Raw genomic sequence first — 23,144 nt, 5'->3', positions numbered from 1 at the left:
CATGTCTAACAATGCGCTTGCGCCGACGGAGCCGTCGGCCGATGCGTCGGAAACGTCGAGTGGCGTTGCGGTCCTGGATCGCGCATTCGCGATTCTCAACGCCTTTGGACCGACCGATGACCGCCTGACGCTCACCGAACTTTCGCGCCGAACCGGCTTGTACAAGAGCACGGTTTTGCGGCTGCTCGGGGCTTTGGAGCATGGCGGATTCATCCGGAAGCTGAATGACGGGCAGTACGCGATCGGCCATCAGCCGTTGCGTCTCGCCACGCTGTATCAGCGGTCATTTCAGGTCGGTCCGGTGGTCGAGCCGATACTTCAGCAGTTGAGTCGGGAGCAGGGCGAGACGGCCTCTTTTTACGTGCGGCAGGGCGACCAGCGGCTGGTGCTCTACCGGGTGGAGCCGTCGAGAAGTGTCCGGGTCGCGATACGCGTCGGCGAGGAGTTTGCGATCGACAGGGGTGCCTCCGGCAAGGTGCTGCTCGCGTTCACCGAATTATTGGACCCGCGCTGGGATGAGGTGCGCGAACGGCTTTGGGCCGTCTCGTACGGCGAACGCGATCCTGAAACGGCCTCGGCCTCGGTGCCGGTGTTCGATTCGACGGGGCAACTGGTGGGGGCGCTGACGTTATCCGGACCTAAAGGCCGATTCGATGTCCCAGCCGTCATGAACGTTGCGTTGGTGGCTTTGCTCGACAGTGCGAAGCGAGCGACAACGGCTCTCGGCGGCAGGGGGGCGAGATACGATGCGAGCATCGCCAGGTTTGCTCATGAGGACGCTGTCGACGGCATGAGACGACGAGATGCGGATGCCGGTGGTTAGCTGCGGTTGAACTGCCGATGGGCTGTGTGGCGGGGGCTATCGTTGCAGGACTGTTATGCCCTGAGCCAGCCTATCAAGTTCGAAAGCATCGAGGTGTCTTTCACACCTTCGCAATAGACCTGCCCGTACGGATACTTTGAAGTCGGGGGATGGGTGATTTCCGTCACTTTATAGCCGCGTGCTTCCAGAGCAGCGCGAGCCTGTGCCCGGTAACTTCCGTCACCGTTGTAAAAGATGACTTTCCCTGACTTGTTCAGCAGCGTGTCCGCGCCTTCAATCCAGCCGTCGATCTCGGTCTGGCTGAATCGATCGCGGGGGCCGCGATTGAGGTACTCGAAAGCCACGGTGTCGAATCGACCCTTGCCATGTTCGTATAGCTCGCTGTTTTTATAGTCGGCAAAGTCGAGGGTCAGGTTGGCACCCGCGTCAGGGCTGATATCCACGGTGAAGTCGTTGTGATGGTCGCTCCGGTTTGTGCATGTTGTGCCCTGCATCGTGCCCATTGTGACTTGCTGCGGAGTCGTGCCGCAGCCAATGACGAGGTTCTTTGTTCGTTCATGACGAATCACAAGGTATTCGCGGATATTGAGCGGTGGTGGCGGGCTCCGCTTTCGCTCTGAACTTAGATTGGACAGGGCTGCCAGATCCCCAACGGCACTGGGGTGGGTCGGCGATCGCGGTTGCTGGAGGCGGCGAGATTCGGCTGGCTGGGTACCGCGTGCGTGCTCAGTGGGATTGAGAGGCGGCGACGCAGAGGTGGAACGATTGATCGATGGCATGGGCGATTCTCAGGGTTGCGGCGTATGCGATCGGTTATCGGCAAATAGCGTGGGAAACAGGGCCGTTGAAAGAAACGGCGAAATGGCGATGCAGCAAAGCAGGTTGGATCGCAGGTCAGTTGCCCCTCATGCGCCATGGCGTGATCTGATCATAATCAGCCAGCGTGCCGGTATGGGATCGCTTCGCGAAGCGATTGCGCAGATAGCGAAGGGTCGCCGCCAAAGCGGCACAGCAGGCCGGCCCGGCGATACAGCAGCATGCCGACGTTTCATGCTTCGGCAGCGGACCCACCCGGTGAGTCGTTCTCAGGCGACGAGCAACCGGGCAGCAAGCGCCGTTGCGGCTGGAACCGCCAGTTTCAACCCGAAGGCAGTCAAGGTACTGCCGGAAAGGAACTCGACGCGCCGACGCTGTTTCGCGTAGAAATTCGCCACTGACTTGACCGTGGCAACCAGTACGATATTGCAGCGGGTCAACACGCTGACGCAGGCCACGCCAACGACCAGAGCCACCGCCACGGAGAGCGGCGGTTTGACGGAAAGAGCCGTGAGAAACAGGGACGAAAAAAAGATGATGGCCTGTGCATTGAGCATGCCGGCAGTGAGGCCGATCCGGTAGGCATGCGAGGCGCTCAAGGCGACTGCACGCCTTTGTGCATCGGACGAGGGAGACGGTGTCCGGTTGCTCAGCATGAACCGCAATCCGCCCTGGATAAACCAGAGTCCGCCGAGCAGACTGATGCCTTTCACAAGGAAAATGCTCTGGCCTAAAAGGGTCGCGAGGCCGGCGGTAGCTGCTACCGCAAACAGGGTGTCGGCCGTCGCCAAACCCAGTGCGATGAACAAGCCCGAACGCTGACCATGATTCATGGCATTGCTAACTGTCAGGACGAAAGAGGCGCCGGGCGTCAGGACATTGAGCGCGAAAACGCCGAGCATGGCGAAGAAAGTCGTCAATTTCGTTTCCTTTGGCAGCTCACGTGCCGGGCAGGACGTGTCATGCCATTCGGCATGCATGCGGTTGGGTTGACAGGCGAACATACGTGTCGATCCGTTGCCGACAGGACACGACAACGTCAATGCCTTTCCTCGGTGTTCTTTTCTGGCTACTGACTACGACGGGCGAGGTGCGCCCTGTCGGGTAATCGGCAATGACTTGGGAGGCCCCGTGCCCGACGTCGGCGGAATATCGTGGTTCGATTCGCTGAGGATCGTGTCGTGCGCTTACCCGTTGCTACACAGTTCGGAGCTGGCGGTGCCGATACGTTCGTCGATTTCGCCTATCGCCGCGCGGATCCGCTTCACCCGTAAGGTCTGTGCGGGGATGAGTTCTACGGTTTGCATCGCCTCGACACGATTACGCCAATATGAAAGCGAAAGCGGAATAGAGTCCAAAACCGACAGTCGAAAAATGACATGTTCGAGATGTCGAATGTCCTGTTCGATCTGCTGGCAATTCATTATTTCCCCGATCCATACGAAACTGCCCGGCCTTCAATGGGCCGTTTGCCGTGTTGTTTTCGGTCTTCCCGTTTTCCCCGAGGTCCCTCGCGCTTGTTCTGTTTCTCAATGGGTAGAACGGTACCGGACGGGCGGGTTCCGAGTAAATACTGCATATGCAGTATTTACCCGGCAAAGTTGTCGGCGTGGCGCAGCGCAGCGCCTCGCATGAGGCCGCGGGATGGTGAGATGGCGAGACGCGCTCAGCCGGGCGGCGCGTCGATCAACGCACGGAGTTCCTGCGGATCGAGCGGTTTGTGCATGACGCGAAAGCCGCTCGACGACGTGGCATTGATGCCGTCTGTCGAGGTATCCCCGGTAATGATGATTGCCGGTATTGTGCGATCGATGGAATCGAATACGGCATGGATAATATCGGTGCCGCTGACGTGCCTCGTCAACCTGAAGTCGGTCACGAGCATTTCCAGCGCGTCGCGATGCGACTTTGCCGCCGCGACCGCGTGTTCCAGCGATTGTGCGGTGATCGCCGTGTGTCCCCACGCCCGCAGCAGGCTCTCCATGCTGGACAGCACATCGCGGTCGTCGTCGACGACCAGAATCGTCTTCTGCCGGCGCTCCCGGGCCGGCAGGCCGAGCCGTCCCTCTCCCCTGGCGCCGGGCGTCATGGCATGCGGCATCGACCGCAGCCGCACGGAGAATCGCGAGCCGCGCCCCGGCACGGAACGAACATGGACACGGGCTCCCAGCAGTGCCGCCGTACGCTGCACGATGGCGAGGCCGAGGCCCAGCCCTTGTTCCCGGTCGCGTGCCGCATTATCGACCTGATAGAACTCGCGGAAGATGTTCGATAGCTGATCGGGCTCGATGCCGATGCCGGTGTCGAATACCTGGATCTCCACATGGTCGCCGCGATGCCGGCTGGCAACCAGAATGCCTCCGCGGCGGGTGTAGCGCACGGCATTGGACAACAGGTTCGAGAGCATGTTGAGCAGCAGGACGGCATCCGTTTCCAGCCAGATCGAGGTCGGCCTGATTCTGAGCGTCAGGCCTTTGGCCGTCGCCGCCTGCAAAAACTGGTTCTCCAGCGCGTCCAGTTCATGCTGCAACTCGAAGCGGCGCGGTTCGACTTCGACGACGCCGGCGTCGAGCCGCGAAATATCCAGCAATACGTTCAGCAATTGAGACATGCCTTTCAGCGCGGTCCGAAGCCGTTCGGCAATGTCGTTGAGCGCTTCGCGCTCGACGGCCGGAGCCTCGGCCATCGCGCGCAGCGTCGCGATGTAGAGACCCAGCGCATGGGTCGGCTGGCGCAGGTCATGGCTGGCGGCAGCGAGGAATTGCGATTTGCTTCGATTGGCGAATTCGGCCCGCTCCTTTTCCTCGGTCAACTGCCGGATCAGGCCGATATTTTCGAAGCGCAAGCAGACGGTGTCCCGCACGGTGTGCTGCAGCGTTCGGCTGAAGGCGAGATTCACCCCCAGCAGAAACAGCGAAAGGAATCCCAGCACCGAGAACAGCGCGTTGCCGTACGCAAACGAGCGAATGGCAAACGGCAGGACAGTCAGCAGTGCAAACGTGACGTAGGTCGGCCACCAGGAGGACAGTGAGGCAACCGAACCGCCGGTCATGCCTGCCAGCACGATGCAGGTCAGTACTGTCACGATGGTGTTGTCCGGGGCGAAGAACAGAACGCCCATGGAACCCCACAGACAGCCGGACAGGGCGGCGAAGAAGGTGTAGCGCATCGCGCGGCTGTTCGCTGTTTCTACCGGGTGCCTGGCGGTCCGGCGATCTCGCCATATCATCACGAAACGAATGCTCGTCAACACGTAGATCGCGGCAGCCCAGGCAAGCAGATCGTGCCGAGGAACCTCGTGCCACAGCAGGAAGATCGTCAGGCTGACCACCGCGAGATTGCCGAAGAGAATCGGCGGCGACTGGCGATACAACGTATTGATCAGTTCCAGTCGCACGTCGGCACTATGTTCTTGAGGTATCTTTCTTCTCGCCATCTTGAAGATGTTTTTATCTGAACTTGTGTGGAATCGGGCTTTTCGTAAAATACCGTCGGCCATAGGGGCAGTGTATCGGACACTCGTCCGGCATTGTCGTAAGAACGCGGGCTGTCAGTCGGCTCGAAAAACAGCGAAAGAAAAATGAAAAATATCGTACTGGCTGAAGATCACGCCATGATCCGCGACGGGATGAAATTGCTGTTGATGACCCAACCCAACTGGCGCGTTGTGGGCGAAACGGGAGACGGGGCGGCCGTGAGTCGACTCGTACGCGAGACGCGAGCGGATTTGTTGCTGCTCGATCTGGATTTACCCGGTTGCCGCGGCCTCGATCTGGCCCAGCAAATCAAGACCGAATCGCCGGGAACCGGAATCCTGGTCGTTACGGGCAACCAGAATGCGTCCGCGGTGCGATCCGCGCTGGCTGCCGGGGTGGACGGATACGTGCTCAAACACGAGGACAGCAGCGAACTGCTGCAGGCCATTTCCCTCGTCTTCTCCGGCACCCGCTACGTGAGCAAGGTACTCGCCCACGCGCTGGAAAGCACTGACCACGGCGCTGGGCAATCGATGACATCTCGCGAGAAGGAGATTCTCGTCCTGATCGCAAACGGATACTCCAGCCAGGACATCGCGAGAAAGCTGACGTTGAGCGTACTCACCGTGAGAAAACATCGGCAGAACCTGATGTCGAAGCTGGCGTTGCACAACGTGGCCGAACTGACGGCCTATGCGATCCGTGACGGTTTGGCCTCCGCGGTGCCGGAGGTTGTCCCGTCCGTTCGGACCGATTGCGGCACGACTTGACCTCCGGGGGCATGGTCTCGTGCCGCCGGCGCCACCTGTCGTGTCTGGAGACCGGCAAGGCTCAGCTGAGCCGGGAGAGGGTGATCCGGCTCGCGGGATACCTCGATATCCCGCTGCAGGATCGAAATACGCTGACGGGCACGACACGCCCGAACGGGTCACCGCCCAATGCAGATTCTCCCATGTCGACACGCTGAGACAATCCTTTGCGAGGCATGTCGGGATAATGCCGGCTGAGTATCGGAAACGCCTGGTGTACATGGCTCGAATCGATGCCTGATCGGCACGCCACATGCGATGGCAGGAAACGACGGTCGCCTGGCAGAAATGCCTTGCATTCGACTATTGAGGGAGCAGTGCGATATCGCAATACTTGAACCCGATAAAGCGGGCTCGTATCCGCGAGTCATGTTACCTACCTCAAAAGGAGTCATCCTATGGCCACTACCATTGCCGGAATCCGGATTCCCGACAGCGCGATGGCACGCGCGGCGACCGAATTTGTTCGCGACACCGAATCGGACCTGCTCTATAACCATTCGCGGCGCGTGTTTCTTTTTGGTGCCCTTACCGGAGAGAGAAAGCAGTTCAAATACGATGCGGAATTGCTCTATATCGGCGCGATGTTTCATGACATCGGTCTGGTCGATGCCTATAGCAGCAAGGCGGACCGCTTCGAAGTCGATGGGGCGAATGCGGCACGGGATTTCCTCAGGCAGTACAACGTGAGCGAGTACGACATCGAGCAGGTATGGCTGTCGATCGCATTGCATACGACGCCCGGCGTGCCGGAACACCTGAAGCCGGTTGTCTCGCTGGTGACGGCGGGTGTCGAGATGGACGTACTTGGGCTTGCGTACGGCGAGTTCAGCGAGGAGCAGCGGGTGCAGGTGGTGGCGGCTCATCCGCGCGAAAAGGACTTCAAGAACGGCATCATCGATGCGTTTGCTCATGGCACGAAGAAGAAACCCGAGACGACATTCGGTAACGTCAAGGCCGATGTGCTCGATCTTCGCGACCCCACGTACAGGCGACTGAACTTTTGCAAGATCATTTTGACGTCGGCGTGGGACGATTCGAACGGGCACGTGCACGACACGCACTGCGCTTGCGGCGGCGCTGCTTCTGCAACGGTGTAATAGCGGCAGCAGTCGGGAAAGTGCCGATCGCCGTCAGGGAGCAGACCTCATTCGCGCCGACTGCCGGCGAAACGCCCGCACGACTTCCAGAAACGCCGTCAGCGCGGGCGCCGTATCGCCTTTCCGGTACAGGCAGTTCAGTTCGATATGGCGAAGACGTCGCGAACGCAATGGCCGATAAGCGAGGCCCGGTAGTTTGAGATTTGCCGCAGAGGCCGTTGTAATACAGACGCCGAAACGGCTCGCGGCAAGACTCATCGCGGTAATGACATCCTCGACTTCCTGCTCCACGACGAGCGCGATGCGTTCTTCGGCAAATGCGTCGGTGACTTCCTGCGCGAGACCGCGAAGCGCCGCATTGGGATAGAGAATCATGGGCTGGTTGTCCAGATCACCGAGCGATAGGGTGTTCTTGCGAGCGAGTGGATGCTGCTCGTGCAGGGCGACGATAAATTGTTCCTTCAGCACCATCTCTACGACAATGTCGTCTTCAGCGGGCACGTAGCGATTAAATCCGACGCTGATGCGGCGCTCGCGTAACGCCTCGATTTGGCCGGCCTTCGACAGGTTGTGCAAGCCGATTTTCACGCCCGGCCGATCTGTATGAAATCTTGCCAGCAGCTGAGGTATCGCATGTAGTACCCCTGACGTAAAGATGCCGACATCGAGCCTGCCCAACATGCCTTGGCCTGCCAGTTGGGTATGTTCCGTGGCGCGCCGCGTGAGCGTCAGGATATTGGGTACTTCTGCGAGCAATGTTCTGCCCGCTTCCGTCAGTTCCGCTCCCTTGGGGGTGCGAACGAATAGCGCCGCGCCCAATTCGTCTTCCAGAGCCCTGATATGCCGGGTCAACGGCGGCTGGGCCATATGCAGGCGTTGCGCGGCACGCCCGAAGTGCTGTTCTTCAGCCACAGCCAGGAAGTAACGCATCTGTTTCAGTTCCATGGACCACGGGTCTCCTTCATACCGAAACCGTATCGTAACGGCAAAAAACGGTATTGGACTGTATCCGGGCGGCCTCGGCAAGATGACGTACATCGCGGTGCCGTTCGTGCTCGCCGCTCAATCAGGATGGATTCTCTATGCCTATCGTGCACATTTCCCTCGTTGCCGGTCGCAGTGACGACGCCGTCAAGGCCTGTGTCAAGGCCGTTGCGATTGCCGTTCACGAGAGTATCGGCGCACCGCTCGACAGTATCCGCGTCTATGCCACTCAGGTGCCGTCCGCTCACTGGGCCGTAGGCGCTCAAACCAAAGACGAGCTGGTCGCGGCGAGTGATGTGAACGCGTCTCCGGCTGGAGCGGTGAGATGAACGCCGGGCAGATCAAGGATGCGGCGTCGGCTCTGCGCGCCGCGGCCCACACGCATGCGTTTCTGGCGCCGTTGCGCGAAACGTACCCTGACATGACCATCGACGACGCTTATGCGGTCCAGAGCGAGAACGTCCAGTGGCGGATCGATGAGGGGCGGCGCATCGTCGGCGCCAAGATCGGCCTGACGTCCGTGGCAGTTCAACGACAGCTCGGCGTCGATCAACCGGATTTTGGCGTCCTGTTTGACGACATGAGCTTCGGACACGGCGAACCGGTTCCCGTTGGCTTGCTCACACAGCCGAAGGTCGAGGCTGAGATCGCGTTCGTGCTGGGCCGCGATATCCACGTGGGCGACGCGGGGCATGCAACGTTCGCGGATGTCGTGGCCGCCGTCGACTATGCGCTGCCCGCGATCGAGATCGTAGGCAGTCGCATTGCGAACTGGAATATCGGCATCGTCGACACCGTAGCGGACAACGCATCGTCGTCGGCGTTCGTATTGGGGGGCCGCCCCGTGAAGCTGGATGCCTTCGATCTCCGGCTGTGCGGCATGCTGCTCGAGCGTCGCGGCGAACCCGTCTCGGTCGGGGCGGGGGCTGCTTGCCTTGGCCATCCGCTCAACGCGGTCACATGGCTGGCGCGCACCGTGATCGAGCGAGGCACGCCGCTGCGCGCCGGCAGCGTGGTGTTGTCGGGCGCGCTGGGTCCGATGGTATCGGTCGAGCCCGGAGACCGATTTGAAGCTCATATTCATGGTCTCGGTTCCGTCAGCGCTGTTTTTGAATCCCATTCGAAAGAGCCATCCTGATGAGCCAGATCCAATCCATTGCCGCACAACTCGACGACGCAGCTCGTCACGCGCACGCGATATCGCAATTCGATCCTCAGGGAGCGTTGTCGCTTGAGGACGCGTACGCGATCCAGCGCACGTCGATCGAGCGACGTCTCGTGCGAGGCGAGCGACGAGTCGGCGTAAAAATGGGCTTTACCAGTCGCGCCAAGATGGCGCAGATGGGTCTTTCCGATGTTATCTGGGGGCGTCTGACGTCCGCGATGCAGGTTGAAGAAGGTTCGGCAATCGACCTGTCGCGCTATGTGCATCCGCGGGTCGAACCCGAGCTGGCCTTTGTTTTGAAGCGGGGTCTTCACGGCAACGAGACGGGCCCTGCTGCGCTGGCTGCTGTCGAGGCGATCGCTCCCGCACTGGAGATCATCGATTCGCGTTACCGCGACTTCCGCTTCAGCTTGAGCGAGGTTATCGCAGACAACGCGTCGTCCAGCGGTTTCGTCATCGGGCCGTGGAGCGATCCACGCGCAGACTTCTCGAATCTCGGGCTCGTGATGAGCATTGACGGACGAACCGTTCAAGTCGGTTCTACGGCCGCGCTGCTCGGCCATCCGCTACGTTCGCTGGTGGCGGCAGCGCGCCTTTCCGCGGCGGCGGGTGAGCCATTGGAGGCGGGCGACGTCGTGATGGCGGGCGGTGCGACTTCGGCCGAATGGCTCAAACCCGGGCAGTACATTGGCGTGGAGATGGAACGGATCGGCCGTGCCGGTTTCCACACGGACAGGCAGCGATTGATCGGTCAGTAGGGCGAAGCGTTATGGAGGGCGACATGACGGACAAGCTAAAGGTGGCAATCATCGGATCCGGGAATATCGGCACCGACCTGATGATCAAGATCCTGCGTAATGGCCGGCACCTGGAAATGGGCGCCATGGTCGGCGTCGATTCCGCATCGGACGGCCTGGCCCGTGCCGCGCGCATGGGCGTGATGACGACCGCGAAAGGCATTGAAGGCTTGCTCGAGCTGGGGATGTTTGGGGAGATCGACATCGTGTTCGACGCCACATCGGCGGATGCACATGCGCGTCACAACGAGATCCTGCAGGCACACGGCATTCAGGTCATTGACCTCACACCGGCCGCTATTGGGCCGTACGTGATTCCGGCGATCAACCTGGAGTCGGAAAACGCCTCCAACGTGAACATGGTCACGTGTGGAGGGCAGGCCACGATCCCGATCGTCGCCGCGGTGTCTCAAGTCGCCAAGGTGCACTATGCCGAAATCGTCGCGTCGATCAGTAGCAGGTCGGCAGGCCCGGGCACGCGCGCCAACATCGATGAATTCACCGAAACGACGCGAGCCGCTATTGAACAGATCGGGGGTGCAACGCGAGGCAAGGCCATCATCATCCTGAACCCGGCCGAGCCGCCGCTTGCCATGCGCGATACCGTGTTCGTTCTGTCGGACGCTGTCGACACGCGCGCTGTCGATGCAGGCATCGAGCGCATGGTCGCCGCCGTGCAAGCGTACGTCCCGGGTTATCGTCTGAAGCAGAAGGTGCAGTTCGACATGATCGAACGGGACAAGCCATTGAATGTGCCGGGCGTGGGTACAAGACACGGCTTGAAAACCTCGGTCTTTCTCGAAGTCGAAGGCGCCGGCCACTATCTGCCTGCCTACGCCGGCAATCTGGACATCATGACATCGGCGGCACTGGCTTGTGGGGAAACGATGGCTCGCCGGCGAATGGCGGCCGGTGTGGCGCGTGGTCGGAAGGAGGTTGCGTAAGTGAACAGCATGAACCGCAAAATCTACGTTTCCGATGTCACTTTGCGTGACGGTAGTCACGCGATTCGGCATCAATATAGTATCGAAAACGTAAGATTGATCGCGTCCGCTCTCGACGCGGCCGGTGTCGATAGCATAGAAGTCGCTCACGGCGACGGCATTGAAGGATCGAGCTTTAACTATGGCTTCGGCTTGCATTCGGACGTCGCATGGATCGAAGCTGCCGCGGCGAGCGTCACGCACGCGAAAATTGCGACCTTGCTCATTCCGGGAATCGGCACGATTCATGACTTGCGGAATGCTTATGATGCCGGTGCGAGAATTGTCCGTGTGGCGACGCATTGCACCGAGGCCGACGTATCGCGACAGCATCTGGAGTTCGCAAGCAAGCTTGGAATGGACGCCGTCGGCTTTCTGATGATGAGCCATATGACGACGCCCGCCAGGCTCGCGGAGCAGGCCCGGCTGATGGAGCGCTACGGTGCAACCTGTGTCTATGTCGTCGATTCGGGCGGGGCGCTCGGAATGAACGATGTCAGGGAGCGATTCCGGGCATTCAAGGACGTACTGAAGCCGCAGACGTTGACCGGCATGCATGCTCATCACAACCTGGGTCTCGGGGTTGCCAATTCGCTCGTGGCACTCGAAGAAGGCTGTGACCGTATCGATGCAAGCCTGGCTGGAATGGGGGCAGGCGCGGGTAATGCGCCGCTTGAAGTGTTCGTTGCCGCCGCGGAGCGGCAGGGATGGCGTCATGGCTGCGATTTATACCGCCTGATGGACGCCGCCGATGACCTCGTGCGTCCACTTCAGGACCGGCCCGTCAGGGTCGATCGTGAAACGTTGGCACTCGGTTATGCGGGCGTCTACTCGAGTTTTCTCAGGCATGCAGAACTTGCGGCGAGAAAGTACGGGTTGAAAACGGTCGATATCCTTGTGGAACTGGGGCGTCGGAAGATGGTGGGCGGTCAGGAGGACATGATCGTCGATGTCGCGTTGGACCTGGTTTCGCTTGCCTCGGGCGGCGTACTGGCAACCGACGCCAGCAGCCATCGGCGATCCGCAACCCTGACTGAATGAATCGGTATGGGTGACGCTCGTTCGACGAAGTCAATCGCTTTCCTGCACGATCAGGCGCAGACATTTCAGGAACAGCGGGCGGTATTCCTGCGGCAGGCGTTCGAGAAGTTTCTTTTCGACGCTTGAGTCACGCGTCATCATTCGATCAAGCAGCGCCGCGCCGGCAGGGGCGAGAAATAATTCATACGCCCGGGCATCGGTTGCGGCCGGGGTTCGTTCGATAAGACGGTTGGCGCACAGCCGCTTTACCATCTCGGCGACGGTATTGCGGTCCATAAAAAGCTGTTCCGCGAGCAGGTTTTGACTCATTCCGGGATGTTGATAGAGGGCGATCAGGGCAGCTTTCTGTCGCGGCGTGACCGATTCATCGTGGAATTCCGAGGCAAACAACTCTTCCGCTTTGAAGTGAGCACGACGCAAGAGATGCGACGTCACTTGATCCAGCCGGAAAGCGTCCAGAATCTTCGTGGTGACTGGGGACAATTCAGGGTAGTTCTTTTTTTTATGCATATCGTGGGTTCCAGAGTCGAATAACAGGTCGCTCGCCGGTGTCCGTGAAGGCGCATAACGGGCAGATGGCTACAGTCGGTTGCCGACATATTATACGTATAGAGACAATGCGATTGATACCGGCAGACTATCAAGGTGTTGGCTTGACCAGTCTTAACCAGGCATGATCTCGGAGTGAATTCGGGTTAATCCCAATAATTTTGGCTATTTTTAGTTTGACAGTGCAAGTTGTGCTACTTAGACTTTGAATTGCCATAGAGCGAATTGACTTGCTTATAAATGACGTGTACGTACTATTTGAATGTGTTCATGCCGGAATATCCGGCAGCGGATGGAGGAACGAGGTGCGTCGACTTATGAGACCTTCGGCATTGCCGGCTCCGAGGTTTCGCTATACACCGGTTGTCCGGGTAGGTTCTCTAGTGTTCGTGTCCGGACTGATTGGACTCGACCGGATGACGGGCGAATTGGCAACGGGTGGTGCGGCGGAGGAGACCCGGCAGGTGTTGCACAACTTGCTCGCACTTTGCGAGGCGGAGAAGTGGTCACTTAGAACCCTCGTGTTCGCGCGGGTATACTGCGCCGGCCACGAGAGTGCCGCAGCCGTGAATGATGCATGGGACGAGTTCTTCAGGAATGAGCCGCCGCCAGCAAGAAGCTTTGTCGTCGTAGCGGGACTGCCGCTTGGGGCGGCAGTCGAAATTGAATTCCAGCTAGTTGTTTGAAAGGAGGCAATCGTGAGCGGAGGTCGAATTCTTTCTGGCATGTTGGCACCGCATCCGCCGCATCTCGTCTATGGAGAAAATCCGGCACAGAATGAGCCGCGTTCCGAGGGAGGGTGGGAAGTATTGCGCTGGGCGTACGATCATGCTCGAGAAAGTATCGAGCGTCTGAAACCCGACGTCCTGCTCGTGCATTCGCCGCATTGGATTACGCAGGTCGGACATCATTTTCTTGGTGTTCCCGAGCTCTCTGGCAGATCGGTCGATCCGATCTTTTCAAATATTTTCCGGTACGACTTTTCGCTCAAAGTCGATGTGGAATTGGCGGAGGCCTGCTGCGAAGAAGGCCGAGCCCTCGGCCTCGTGACCAAAATGATGCGCAATCCTGCGTTTCGAGTCGACTACGGCACGATCGTGACGTTGCATATGGTGCGGCCACAATGGGATATCCCCGTCGTCGGTATTTCGGCCAATAACAGTCCGTACTACCTCAATACCGGCGAGGGATTGGGGGAGATGGACATTCTGGGGAAGGCCACGCGCGAAGCTATCAGAAAGAGCGGTCGCCGCGCTGTGCTGCTTGCGAGCAACACGCTGTCGCACAGACATTTTCACGAAGAACCCGCACTCCCTGAAGACATGTCCAAGGAGCATCCCGAGCGCTACGACAGTTATAAATGGGACATGCGTCTGATCGATCTGATGCGCAAGGGCAAGATGCGGGAAACATTCTCACTCTTGCCGCAATTCATCGACGAGGCATTTGCAGAGGTCAAGTCAGGCGCGTTTACGTGGATGCACTCAGCCATGGGGTATCCCGAACTGGCGGGGAAGTTCTATGGATATGGAACCGTCATTGGAACGGGAAACGCCGTGATGGAGTGGAATCTTGAAGAAGCCGGCCTGGCGGCGCTCGAACCGGCGCTCCACGCCTGAGCAGCATTCATGACTGTGTACGGCGGTATGTCGTGCGCTTTTGCTACGAACATGAGCTGGAGTATTCCGTGACCATCGTATCGGCATTTCTCGTACCGGGAAGCCCGCTTCCTCAGCTGCGCGGCGACGTACCGCCGTGGCGGCGGCTCGCATCGGCAATGCGTGAAGCGGGTCAGGTCCTGGCGGGTTCAAAACCCGACGTTGTCCTTGTCTATTCGACCCAATGGATGGCCGTGCTTGACCAGTTGTGGATCAACCGGGCCAAAAGCACGGGGCTGCACGTAGACGAAAACTGGCATGAGTTCGGTGATCTACCGTTCGACATATCGAGTGACGTGGAACTTGCTGAAGCGTGTGTCCAGGGTTGCAGGCAAGGCGGTGTTCATGCAAAAGGCGTCGATTACGACGGTTTTCCGATCGATACCGGCACCATTACCGCCGCAACCCTGATGGGGTTCGGGACACCGGATCTGCCGGTTGTCATTGCTGCCAACAACCTGTACCACAGCCCGCGGCAAACGGAGGCACTCGGACGGATTGCATCCCGCGCGGCAGATGCGGCTGGCAAGAAAGTCGCCGTCGTGGGGATCGGTGGACTGTCGTATTCGATGTTTCGCGAGCCGATTGATCCGAGTGCCGATCACATCATTTCAGAAGGCGATGATCGGTGGAACCGTCGCATTTTGCAGTTGATCGAGGCCGGAGCCGTTGACGAGCTTCGCTCGGCCATTCCCCAGTATGCGTCGGAGGCCCGGGTCGACATGGGATTCAAGCACTTCTTCTGGATCCTGGGGGCGCTAGATGGGCGGTTTTCCAGCGCCAGGATTCATGAGTATTCGCCGCTGTATGGCAGCGGCGGTACCATCGTGGAATTCGTGATCTGACCTTGAGATACCACATCGGCGGCATCTTTACCTGGTCATACTGATCGTATTGCCATCGGCTCAACACGGTGATCGTTTCGAGGAGAAGCTGTGAAGCATTTCAGAAATTTTGTAAACGGGGAGTTTATCGAAAGCAACAGCCGTTTCCCGAATCACAATCCGGCTAACGGAAGGATCATTGGCGAGGTACATGAAGCTGACCGGGAACTCGTGGATTTCGCGGTCGACGCGGGACATCGTGCGGTGCGGGGAGGATGGGGCAGGCTGAAGGTTGCGACGCGCGCGGCCATGCTGTACGGGATTGCTGACGAGATCGAACGCCGCTTCGACGACTTTCTCGAAGCCGAAATGAGTGATACCGGCAAGCCGGTGTCTCTTGCTTCAAATGTGGATATTCCCAGAGGCGCGGCGAATTTCAGGATGTTTGCCGACATTCTGAAGACGGCTCCGCTCGAGTCGTATAGAACCGAATTATCGGACCGCAATCATGCGTTGAACTACACCGTGCGCAAGCCACTCGGGGTCGTGGGAGTCATTTCGCCATGGAATTTACCGTTGCTTCTGTTGACCTGGAAAGTGGCTCCGGCTCTTGCATGCGGAAATGCCGTGGTTGCGAAACCCTCTGAAGAAACACCGGGCACAGCCACGTTGCTGGCCGAGGTGATGCATAAGGTGGGCTTGCCGTCCGGCGTATTCAATCTCGTGCATGGAAAGGGACCGGGATCGGCGGGCGAATTCATTACCACGCACCCGAAGATCAACGCCATTACATTTACCGGCGAGTCCGCGACGGGAACCGCAATCATGCATGCAGCGGCGAAGCATGTGAAGCCCGTCTCGTTCGAGCTTGGAGGAAAAAACGCGGCTATCGTATTCGCCGACTGCGATTTCGATAAGACCGTCGAGGGCATGATGCGTGCCATCTTTTTGAACAGCGGCCAGGTATGTCTGTGCTCGGAACGCATCTTTGTCGAGCGACCAATCTACGAACGATTCGTCGCAACCATGGTTGAGCGCGTCTCGGCTCTCAAGCTCGGAACATCGACGGATTCTTCGACGACGCTGGGTCCGCTCATCTCTGCGGCCCATCGCGACAAGGTGCTGTCGTACTACCAGCTCGCTCGCGAAGAGGGGGCGATTTTCCATGCCGGCGGCAGCATTCCCCAATTGGGTGGCGAACTCGATGCGGGTTTCTGGGTACAACCCACGCTTATCTCAGGACTGCAAGACAGTGCCCGGTGCATCAAGGAGGAGATTTTTGGCCCCATCTGCCATATCTCTCCCTTCGACAGCGAGACGGAGGTGGTCGATCGTGCTAACGACACCGAATACGGTCTTGCGGCCACGATCTGGACTTCCAATGTACATCGCGCTCATCGCGTGGCGGAGTCGATGAATGTCGGGACCGCGTGGGTCAATACCTGGTTCCTGAGAGACTTGCGCTCGCCATTTGGTGGAAACGGCCTTTCCGGCGTCGGGCGCGAGGGCGGTTTGCATTCACTCAATTTCTATTCGGAGCTGACCAACGTATGTGTAAGCGTAGAGCAGTGAGTGCCATGTTCCTTCAACAGGAGGTGAGCAAGTGAAGGACTTCCGGAACCAGGCAACGACGGCAACCGTTGTGCCGGGGCGTGCGACTCCCAGAGGGAAGTATCCGCATATCAAACGCGCGGGTGATTTTCTATTCGTCTCCGGCACGAGTTCGCGCCGGGCCGACAACAGTGTTGCGGGCGCGAGTTCGGACGAGCCAGGCGTTCTCACAATGGACATTCGCGAGCAAACGCGGGCGGTTATCGAGAACATCCGGTCAATTCTCGAGAGCGAAAAGGCGGGCCTTGAGGACGTGGTCGAAGTCTGCACTTATCTGGTCGATATGGGGGACTTCAAGGGCTACAACGAGGTCTACGCGGAGTACTTCGACTTTTCCGGGCCTGCCCGCACGACGGTTGCGGTCCACCAGTTGCCGCACCCGCATCTGAGAGTCGAGATCAAGGCGGTCGCTTATCGGCCGCTCACGGGTTCGGAGTGATCGAACGATCAGTGCTGCAGCCAGCCGCTGATGTCGTCCAGAACTTGCTGCTCGATCCCAAGAAAGCCGTGAGGCGCGTGGGCGCCGCATTCGGCTCGCTTGCTGCCGCCTCCCGCCGAACTGGAGACGGCGATGAAGGCGAAGCCATTGCCGGACGCGAGACTCCGTGCATTGCCGAATGGGGAAACCATGCAGCCGTCGTTTTCATTGGAGACGACCAGCACGCGCGCATGATTTTCCGGCCACGCCAGCTCCGATAGCCCGGCTTGCGAACCTCTTGCCACCGTGACGGGCGAGGTGAGGACGAACGCGTCGGCGATATCAGGGCTGCGCTTGAGCAGATTGCCGACCGTAATCGTGCCGCGGCTCGTGCCGACCAGTGCGATCTTCGCTTGCGGGTAGCGCTGCCGCAGTACCGAGATCGCGGCTGCGACGTCCTGGCGGGCCGGGTCGCTCAGGCGGAAGGGGTCGTCCATGCCATCCGGATGATCCGAAGGCGTGTCGAAGATCACTGCGGCGTCGCCGAGGCCGGTCCAGTACGAGGCAGTCCGGAGGACGAAATTGCCCGCCATTCGCATCGGGCCGCTACTGGCCAGCCCGACGTTGCCGTTGTCGCCGGCGAACAGGATCACGATCCAGGGCGGGGTGCTCGATGGCGCATCGAGCCAGATGCCTTGCGTGACGTCCGGCCGGCTCGGGATCTGGATCAATTCGGCGGCAGACGCCGTGCGGGCGCATAGCAGGGAAGCTGCCGCGAGCGTGGCCACGAGCAGCGAACGGACCCCGGTGGCCAGGACGGCCATTGGGGGAGAAGGCAAGGGCTTGCGGTGTTCCATCGTGTCCCCGGGCTAACGTGACAGGTCGCACGATTCTATCGCGTCCGCCCCGTTCCCAATTCTTTGGCAGAGCGAGGCGCGAGACTCACGTGCACTATCCGACCGGAAGGCTTCGGCGTGGAATACGATCAGCAGATCTGATTACTTACGCCAATACCATGGAGAAGCACGTCGAGTTGTTGCTCGATGTTTGCGCGATCGTAAGAAACCATCGCCACGCGCCAGAGACCTTGCAGGAAGGTGACGATGATGGAGGCGACCATCATGGGGGCCAGCGACGGCTGCAATAGCCCCTTTTCCTTGTCTTCGCGCAACCGGGTAGCCACTGCCGATTGCAGTTCCGTGAGGCTCCGCTCCGCGCGCTTGCGCAAGTCGGGATCGTTCAATACCTCTGGAGCTTCCATGGCGGCCAGCATGCACAACTTCGATGGGGTTGCGGAATCGTCCAGACAGTCAAGGACTACTGCAAAAAATGCCTGGATTCCTTCGAGCGCTGTCGGCGCGTTCGCGAGAGCTTCCATGCGCCTGGCAACGATCTGCTTTTCGTAGCGTTCAATGCAAGCAAAGTACAACTGCTTCTTGCTTTTGTGGCTATTGTAGAAAGACCCTTCTCCAATGCGCATGACCTTCAGTAAGTCACGCAATCCGGTCTGGGCATAGCCGCGTTGCCAGAATAGTGCGAGCGCGGCGTCAAGGGCCTCTTCGTAGTCGAATGCAATTTTCCGAGCCATAGTCCGATTTTCCTTAATTGTAACGGCCGCTACAATTTCGTTGACGGCACGAATTTAGCGCACTATATTGTAGCGATCGTTACAATATAGTGCCGCCTAACTTCGCCGTCGAGCTGTATCGAGCGCGGGCAGCGCCCACCAGGAACCCCTATGAACTCTTCGATGCCCGTGCCTGCGCAAACACTCGTATTGCCGCCGGCGACCGAGCGCGTTACCCCGTTCGAACTCGATGTGCCTCAGGCGGCGATTGACGATCTAAAAAACCGCCTCGACCTGATTCGCTGGCCGGACCGCGAGTTGGTAGCCGACTGGTCTCAGGGCGTGCCTTTAGCCGCGGCCCAGGACTTGATCGCGTATTGGAAGCAAAGTTATGACTGGCACCGATTTGAGGCGCGCCTGAATAGTTTTCCGCAATTCCGCACCCGGATCGATGGGGTTGGCATCTACTTCATTCACGCGCGATCGGCGCATGAGAACGCCTTACCTATCATCATGACGCATGGCTGGCCGGGGTCCGTAGCGGAATTTCTCGATGTCATCGAGCGCCTGACCGATCCGACCCGGTTCGGGGGGAGGGAGGAAGATGCTTTTCACGTCGTTGTCCCGGCCATTCCCGGTTATGGTCTTTCGGACATACCTCGTGATCTGGGTTGGAACCCGAGCCGTATAGCGCGTGCCTGGGCTGTACTGATGACAGAGCGTCTGGGCTACCGAGGCTGGGTGGCCCAAGGTGGGGATTGGGGCTCCGCCATCACGACGGCGCTTGCCAGCCAGAGGCCTCAAGGCCTTCTCGCAGCCCATGTGAATCTTCCCATGGTCGTTCCCGCAGAACTCCCGTCGAATCCAACGAAGGAAGAGATGAAAGCACTGGCCGGCATCGAATACTTTGTCACCAGAGGCACGGGTTACGCCGATCAGATGAACACTCGCCCGCAAACCATTGGCTACGCACTCAATGATTCGCCGCTGGCACTTGCCATGTGGATCTATGAGAAGTTCTGGGATTGGACGGACAACTTCGGAAAACCCGAGGACGCTTTGACTCGCGATCAAATGCTGGATGACATTTCGCTCTATTGGTACACCGGTACAGGAACATCTGCATCGCGGTTGTATTGGGAAGGCGTTGGAGAAACCATTCGCAGCCACGAGTTCTTCTCGCCGAGCCGGTCCGGCGGCGGAAAAATCGAAATCCCCATGGGCGCCAGCTTGTTTCCTTCCGAGACTTTCAATCCACCTCGGGCGTGGGCGGAACAATCCTGGAGTGAAATTTTTTACTGGAACCGGGTAGACGCCGGTGGCCACTTCGCGGCGTTCGAGGAACCAGAAATTTTTTCGAAGGAAATGTGGAGGGCTTTTCAGCCGTTCCGGGCCTCGGTGAAGGGACAGTAGGAAAAGCAGAGCGTTACCGAAAATGCGCTAGCCGACAGAGGCCGGGTTGGGCGGAAAAACTTCGATTGCCTGGAGCGGTTCGCTGTCCGATCGCCGCTCTGCGGCATGACGACTGTTGCGGCGGCGTGACGGCGGAAATTGCAGCGACTCAAGATCGACTAACAACGAGAGTCGCTGCCCTCTCGATTCCTTAGAAGAAAATATTCAGATTGCCGAGCAGATTGAGTGCCGAGCCCGTTTCCGGCTTATAGGCAATGCTGGTCGGATGATTGACGTATCCGACGCCGAGACTGCCGTAAACGCCGCGCACGAGCCGCGCGCTCCAGGAAAGCGTAATCGCCTTGCTGTCGCGATGCACGAGATTGCCGGCCGCCTGCGAAACGCGGATCGCGTCGCTGCCCCACACGCTATCGGTCGCAACAAGCGAGATCAGATCGTAAGGCCGGCTCTCGAATATCCCTTTGGCGTACAGCCGTAATTCATAGTACTGCGAAACGGCATTCGCGTAAGGAGGCGCATACATGACCGAGGCTCCCGCATAGAGGCCGCGCCCCGGTGCGCCCGAAGGATGCGTCTGCCACAGCTGACGATCGCCGACGAAGTAGAGATAGCCGTTATGGTCGACGCGCGTGCCGGGATGCTCGTAGCTCTTGAAGTTGCTCGTGTTGTACGCGCCGCCGACGCGCATCCACGTCATCGGCCGGTCTGCCGCCGGCGCGCGCTGATAGCCCGCTTCGCCGAGATAGAGGGCGCCCGCGTTCGGCGTGGACCAGTCGAAGCCCGTGGGATTGTATTGGGTCTCGGCCTGCAGGCCGTCGGGATTGACGGAGCGCTGTACCGCGCCCTGCAGGTACCACTTGTCGGTCACCCAATACTTGAGGTTGATCCCCGGAGTGGGCGTGCTATTGCTCGACATGCCGCCCTGAATCGGAATGCTGCCCGAAGGGCCGAACACGCTCGAGGCCAGGCTGCCGCCCACGTAGATATTGGCGAATTGCCACGTGTTCGTCGTATAGCCGAGCTTGAGTTCCAGGCGCTTGCTGAATAGCGTCTGGTAGTAGGTCATCTGCGAGAGACTGGTCTTGTTGGGGCCGAGCGGCGCCCAGGAAACCGTCGTGTTGATACCCGCGACGTAGAACTGGCCGTCCGGAATGCCGAAGCGCGAGAGATCATACGTCACGCCGGCGATAAAACTGTTGGTGTACGAAAAGGTTTGGCCGTTGTACTGCTGCGTGCCGTTATTGCTGCGCGCCGAGCCTTGCAGCGTGTTGTACGCCATGTTGAACAGATTCATGCCGATAAAGCCGATACCGGCGTCGGCCAGCGCGCGGCGCATGCCGAAAGCCTCGGGGTCGACCGTGTCGGCGGGGCCGGGCAGCGCGAGGTTGAAGCCTTTCGGCTGCAACGACGCGAATTCGCTACCGGGCGCCAGAGCGGAGGCGGGCGGCGTCGTGAGCGCGGCGGCGCGCGCGGCGTCGACGGCCGGGTCGGCCTGCGCAGAATTGAGCGTGTCGGACCAGGCGCTTTCGGCGTTGCACAGCAACGTGAAGGCGCCCGAGAGCAGCATCGCGCTCATGGCGGGACGGTGCGGGAGAAAGCGGCGTCTTCGACGCGCGGGCAGGCTCTGGCGAGTCTGTCGTAAGGAGCGGCAGTGAGCGTTCATGGTCGGAGCGGCGAAATAGCGTAGTGGAAGGGGGCGTGCGAAGCGGTTAGCTGTCGTGCTGGGGTTCTGTTGTCGTGATGTGGGCAAGGGCGCGGCAATCGCGCGGCGGGCGCGGATCAGTCGTGCTCCGCCATCGCGAGTTCGCGCAGCAGCGTGCGCGATCCGCTCGCGATCAGCAGTGCGCCGGCAATATAGGTGAGCGAAACGACGGCAAGTGCGTGACGCAAGGCATCGGGGCCGGCACTCGCGGCAAAGAAGTCGCTGAGCACGCCCGCAAGCGAGGGACCGACGCCCATGCCGATCAGGTAAGTGAAGAGCAGGAACAACGCCGAGGCCGTTGCCCGATAGCGGCTGCCCGCGAGGGACTGGATCAGCGCGTAGGAAGGGCTCGTCGAGAGACCGGCGAAGAACGTCATGGGCAGCGAGATGGCGAGCGCGATGTCCAGGCTATCGGTGTACAGGAACGCGAGCGTGAGCGGCGAGGCGAGCGCGAACGACAGCGCGGGCAGGCGCAGGCTCCAGCGCATGTCGCGGCGTGCGAGCAGGTCGACGAGCACGCCGCCGAACAGCAGCGCGGCGATAGTCGCAAGGCCCATCGTCAGCCCGTAGGTGGCGCCCACGCGCGCGGCCGTGAGATGGTAGTGGCGCATGAGAAACGCCGGCACCCAGCTCAGTACTGCGAATGAGCCCACCGAGCACACCGCTACGCCCAGGCAAAGGAGCAGGAACGCACGGCGCGCGAGCAGCACGCGGGTTGCGCGCCAGAGGCTTTCCTGCACGCGCTGTGCGGCGGCGTGCGGCTCCTTGACGGTGAGCCAGAGCAGCAGCGCGAGCAGCGGACCGGGCGCCGCGCCGGCAATGAAGGCCATGCGCCAGCCCCAGTGATCGACGATCCAGCCGCCGATGAAGCTTGCCGCCATATAGCCGCAACCGCCCACCACCACCACGACCGATAGCGCCGTGCCGCGCCAGCGCCGCTCGAACGTGTCCGAGACGAGCGCATGAATCGTCGGATTGCCGCCGGCCTCGCCGACGCCTACACCGAGCCGCGCCAACAGCAGCACGCCAAAGCTGGGCGCGACGCCGCACAGCGCGGTCATCGCCGACCAGACGGTCAGCGAAAGGCTCAGCACGCGCACGCGCCGGCCGCCGTCCGACAGGCGCGCGATCGGCACCGCGAGCAGCGAGTACACGGCGGCGAAGCCGAGTCCCGAAAGCAGGCTGATGCGGGCGTCGCTCACGTGCATGTCCGACTTGATGGCCTGCGTGACGATTGCGATCAGGAAGCGATCGTAATAGCCGAGCAGTGAAACCAGTGCGAGCAACACGAGAATGTAAAGCGCAGTGGCGCGCCGCGGCGGTGCGGCGTGGTGGCGGGCGTGCGCGGGTGAGACGCCCGCGCGCGGCGGTGCGATCGGCGTGGTGGTTTCCATGGCGAAGTCCTTGG

General features: G+C 60.0%; 25 protein-coding genes, 1 tRNA gene and 1 pseudogene. 17 read left to right on the top strand and 10 right to left on the bottom strand.

Features of this window, described 5'->3' with window-relative positions; genetic code table 11:
• Nucleotide 1: 1 nt before the first annotated feature.
• A complete protein-coding gene (locus F3J20_RS08245) occupies nucleotides 2-823 on the top strand; it encodes an IclR family transcriptional regulator (RefSeq protein WP_167047125.1) in 822 nt (273 codons plus the stop codon).
• A gap of 53 nt (nucleotides 824-876) precedes the next feature.
• Here the strand turns inward: F3J20_RS08245 and F3J20_RS08240 are convergent, their stop codons facing one another.
• On the bottom strand, nucleotides 877-1,602 hold the full coding sequence (locus tag F3J20_RS08240; protein ID WP_167047122.1) for a hypothetical protein: 726 nt from the start codon (nucleotides 1,600-1,602) through the stop codon (nucleotides 877-879).
• Here F3J20_RS08240 and F3J20_RS08235 point away from each other — a divergent pair.
• Nucleotides 1,596-1,751 (top strand): hypothetical protein, encoded by a 156-nt coding sequence (locus tag F3J20_RS08235; protein ID WP_167047119.1) that lies wholly within the window; start codon nucleotides 1,596-1,598, stop codon nucleotides 1,749-1,751. The genes F3J20_RS08240 and F3J20_RS08235 overlap by 7 nt on opposite strands.
• A 157-nt stretch (nucleotides 1,752-1,908) precedes the next feature.
• On the opposite strand, the gene F3J20_RS08230 is transcribed toward F3J20_RS08235, so the two are convergent.
• From F3J20_RS08230 to F3J20_RS08220, 3 genes are all read right to left on the bottom strand, one after another.
• Nucleotides 1,909-2,559, bottom strand: coding sequence for a LysE family translocator (locus F3J20_RS08230; RefSeq protein WP_167047116.1), 651 nt, complete (start codon nucleotides 2,557-2,559; stop codon nucleotides 1,909-1,911).
• A 267-nt stretch (nucleotides 2,560-2,826) separates the two neighbouring features.
• Nucleotides 2,827-3,063, bottom strand: a complete 237-nt coding sequence (locus F3J20_RS08225; protein ID WP_167283029.1) for a hypothetical protein — start codon at nucleotides 3,061-3,063, stop codon at nucleotides 2,827-2,829.
• Nucleotides 3,064-3,305: 242 nt separating this feature from the next.
• Entirely contained in the window at nucleotides 3,306-5,138 is a 1,833-nt protein-coding gene (locus F3J20_RS08220) for an ATP-binding protein (RefSeq protein ID WP_240162730.1), read from the bottom strand.
• A gap of 81 nt (nucleotides 5,139-5,219) precedes the next feature.
• Here F3J20_RS08220 and F3J20_RS08215 point away from each other — a divergent pair, with 81 nt between their 5' ends.
• The 3 genes and pseudogenes from F3J20_RS08215 (at nucleotide 5,220) to F3J20_RS08210 (ending at nucleotide 7,024) form a co-directional block, all read left to right on the top strand.
• On the top strand, nucleotides 5,220-5,885 hold the full coding sequence (locus F3J20_RS08215) for a response regulator transcription factor (RefSeq protein WP_167047110.1): 666 nt from the start codon (nucleotides 5,220-5,222) through the stop codon (nucleotides 5,883-5,885).
• A 133-nt stretch (nucleotides 5,886-6,018) separates the two neighbouring features.
• A pseudogene (locus F3J20_RS32035) lies at nucleotides 6,019-6,165 on the top strand (AraC family transcriptional regulator); the annotation flags it as partial.
• A 157-nt stretch (nucleotides 6,166-6,322) separates the two neighbouring features.
• The gene (locus F3J20_RS08210; protein WP_167283027.1) at nucleotides 6,323-7,024 is read left to right on the top strand and encodes an HD domain-containing protein; all 702 of its coding nucleotides are present in this window, start codon (nucleotides 6,323-6,325) and stop codon (nucleotides 7,022-7,024) included.
• Nucleotides 7,025-7,057: 33 nt separating this feature from the next.
• On the opposite strand, the gene F3J20_RS08205 is transcribed toward F3J20_RS08210, so the two are convergent.
• Nucleotides 7,058-7,969, bottom strand: coding sequence for a LysR family transcriptional regulator (locus F3J20_RS08205; protein ID WP_167283025.1), 912 nt, complete (start codon nucleotides 7,967-7,969; stop codon nucleotides 7,058-7,060).
• Nucleotides 7,970-8,106: 137 nt separating this feature from the next.
• Here F3J20_RS08205 and F3J20_RS08200 point away from each other — a divergent pair, with 137 nt between their 5' ends.
• From F3J20_RS08200 to dmpG, 5 genes are read left to right on the top strand one after another with little or no spacing between them, the layout of a single operon-like run.
• On the top strand, nucleotides 8,107-8,337 hold the full coding sequence (locus F3J20_RS08200) for a tautomerase family protein (protein WP_167283023.1): 231 nt from the start codon (nucleotides 8,107-8,109) through the stop codon (nucleotides 8,335-8,337).
• The gene (locus F3J20_RS08195; RefSeq protein ID WP_167283021.1) at nucleotides 8,334-9,146 is read left to right on the top strand and encodes a fumarylacetoacetate hydrolase family protein; all 813 of its coding nucleotides are present in this window, start codon (nucleotides 8,334-8,336) and stop codon (nucleotides 9,144-9,146) included. Before F3J20_RS08200 ends, F3J20_RS08195 begins: the two co-directional genes overlap by 4 nt.
• Entirely contained in the window at nucleotides 9,146-9,931 is a 786-nt protein-coding gene (locus F3J20_RS08190) for a fumarylacetoacetate hydrolase family protein (RefSeq protein WP_167047095.1), read from the top strand. The genes F3J20_RS08195 and F3J20_RS08190 overlap by 1 nt, the downstream gene beginning before the upstream one ends.
• Nucleotides 9,932-9,954: 23 nt before the next feature.
• Complete coding sequence (locus F3J20_RS08185) at nucleotides 9,955-10,914, top strand: acetaldehyde dehydrogenase (acetylating) (RefSeq protein WP_167283019.1); 960 nt, start codon at nucleotides 9,955-9,957, stop codon at nucleotides 10,912-10,914.
• Entirely contained in the window at nucleotides 10,915-11,994 is a 1,080-nt protein-coding gene (dmpG, locus tag F3J20_RS08180; RefSeq protein ID WP_167047089.1) for a 4-hydroxy-2-oxovalerate aldolase, read from the top strand.
• 30 nt (nucleotides 11,995-12,024) lie between these two features.
• Here the strand turns inward: dmpG and F3J20_RS08175 are convergent, their stop codons facing one another.
• Nucleotides 12,025-12,504, bottom strand: a complete 480-nt coding sequence (locus F3J20_RS08175; protein WP_167047087.1) for a MarR family winged helix-turn-helix transcriptional regulator — start codon at nucleotides 12,502-12,504, stop codon at nucleotides 12,025-12,027.
• Nucleotides 12,505-12,860: 356 nt separating this feature from the next.
• On the opposite strand from F3J20_RS08175, the gene F3J20_RS08170 reads away from it, so the two are divergent.
• From F3J20_RS08170 to F3J20_RS08145, 6 genes are all read left to right on the top strand, one after another.
• On the top strand, nucleotides 12,861-13,229 hold the full coding sequence (locus tag F3J20_RS08170) for a RidA family protein (protein WP_167283017.1): 369 nt from the start codon (nucleotides 12,861-12,863) through the stop codon (nucleotides 13,227-13,229).
• A 39-nt stretch (nucleotides 13,230-13,268) separates the two neighbouring features.
• On the top strand, nucleotides 13,269-14,162 hold the full coding sequence (gene cnbCb, locus F3J20_RS08165; protein ID WP_205299253.1) for a 2-aminophenol 1,6-dioxygenase subunit beta: 894 nt from the start codon (nucleotides 13,269-13,271) through the stop codon (nucleotides 14,160-14,162).
• A gap of 122 nt (nucleotides 14,163-14,284) precedes the next feature.
• Nucleotides 14,285-14,369 (top strand) — tRNA-Ala (locus F3J20_RS08160).
• On the top strand, nucleotides 14,321-15,046 hold the full coding sequence (locus F3J20_RS08155) for a tRNA U-34 5-methylaminomethyl-2-thiouridine biosynthesis protein (protein WP_240159201.1): 726 nt from the start codon (nucleotides 14,321-14,323) through the stop codon (nucleotides 15,044-15,046). The genes F3J20_RS08160 and F3J20_RS08155 overlap by 49 nt, the downstream gene beginning before the upstream one ends.
• A gap of 90 nt (nucleotides 15,047-15,136) precedes the next feature.
• A complete protein-coding gene (locus F3J20_RS08150) occupies nucleotides 15,137-16,597 on the top strand; it encodes a 2-hydroxymuconic semialdehyde dehydrogenase (RefSeq protein ID WP_167283013.1) in 1,461 nt (486 codons plus the stop codon).
• Nucleotides 16,598-16,628: 31 nt separating this feature from the next.
• On the top strand, nucleotides 16,629-17,075 hold the full coding sequence (locus F3J20_RS08145) for a RidA family protein (RefSeq protein WP_167047072.1): 447 nt from the start codon (nucleotides 16,629-16,631) through the stop codon (nucleotides 17,073-17,075).
• Between the two features lie 8 nt (nucleotides 17,076-17,083).
• Here F3J20_RS08145 and F3J20_RS08140 read toward each other — a convergent pair whose 3' ends face one another.
• Complete coding sequence (locus F3J20_RS08140; RefSeq protein ID WP_167283011.1) at nucleotides 17,084-17,911, bottom strand: alpha/beta hydrolase; 828 nt, start codon at nucleotides 17,909-17,911, stop codon at nucleotides 17,084-17,086.
• Nucleotides 17,912-18,039: 128 nt separating this feature from the next.
• Nucleotides 18,040-18,642, bottom strand: coding sequence for a TetR/AcrR family transcriptional regulator (locus F3J20_RS08135; protein ID WP_167283009.1), 603 nt, complete (start codon nucleotides 18,640-18,642; stop codon nucleotides 18,040-18,042).
• A 150-nt stretch (nucleotides 18,643-18,792) separates the two neighbouring features.
• Between F3J20_RS08135 and F3J20_RS08130 the strand changes: the two genes are divergently transcribed.
• Nucleotides 18,793-20,034: an epoxide hydrolase gene (locus tag F3J20_RS08130; protein ID WP_167283007.1), complete on the top strand. Its 1,242-nt coding sequence runs from the start codon at nucleotides 18,793-18,795 to the stop codon at nucleotides 20,032-20,034.
• Between the two features lie 190 nt (nucleotides 20,035-20,224).
• On the opposite strand, the gene F3J20_RS08125 is transcribed toward F3J20_RS08130, so the two are convergent.
• Nucleotides 20,225-21,610 carry a carbohydrate porin gene (locus tag F3J20_RS08125; protein ID WP_167283005.1) on the bottom strand — a complete coding sequence of 462 codons (1,386 nt, stop codon included), beginning with the start codon at nucleotides 21,608-21,610 and terminating at the stop codon, nucleotides 20,225-20,227.
• A gap of 203 nt (nucleotides 21,611-21,813) precedes the next feature.
• Nucleotides 21,814-23,130 carry an MFS transporter gene (locus F3J20_RS08120; RefSeq protein WP_167283003.1) on the bottom strand — a complete coding sequence of 439 codons (1,317 nt, stop codon included), beginning with the start codon at nucleotides 23,128-23,130 and terminating at the stop codon, nucleotides 21,814-21,816.
• Between the last annotated feature and the right edge of the window lie 14 nt (nucleotides 23,131-23,144).

It is taken from the genome of Paraburkholderia sp. Cy-641 (assembly GCF_011752945.1).
Taxonomy (GTDB): domain Bacteria; phylum Pseudomonadota; class Gammaproteobacteria; order Burkholderiales; family Burkholderiaceae; genus Paraburkholderia.
Note: the sequence above shows the minus strand (reverse complement) of the source record. Positions and strands in the feature narration are given on the sequence as shown.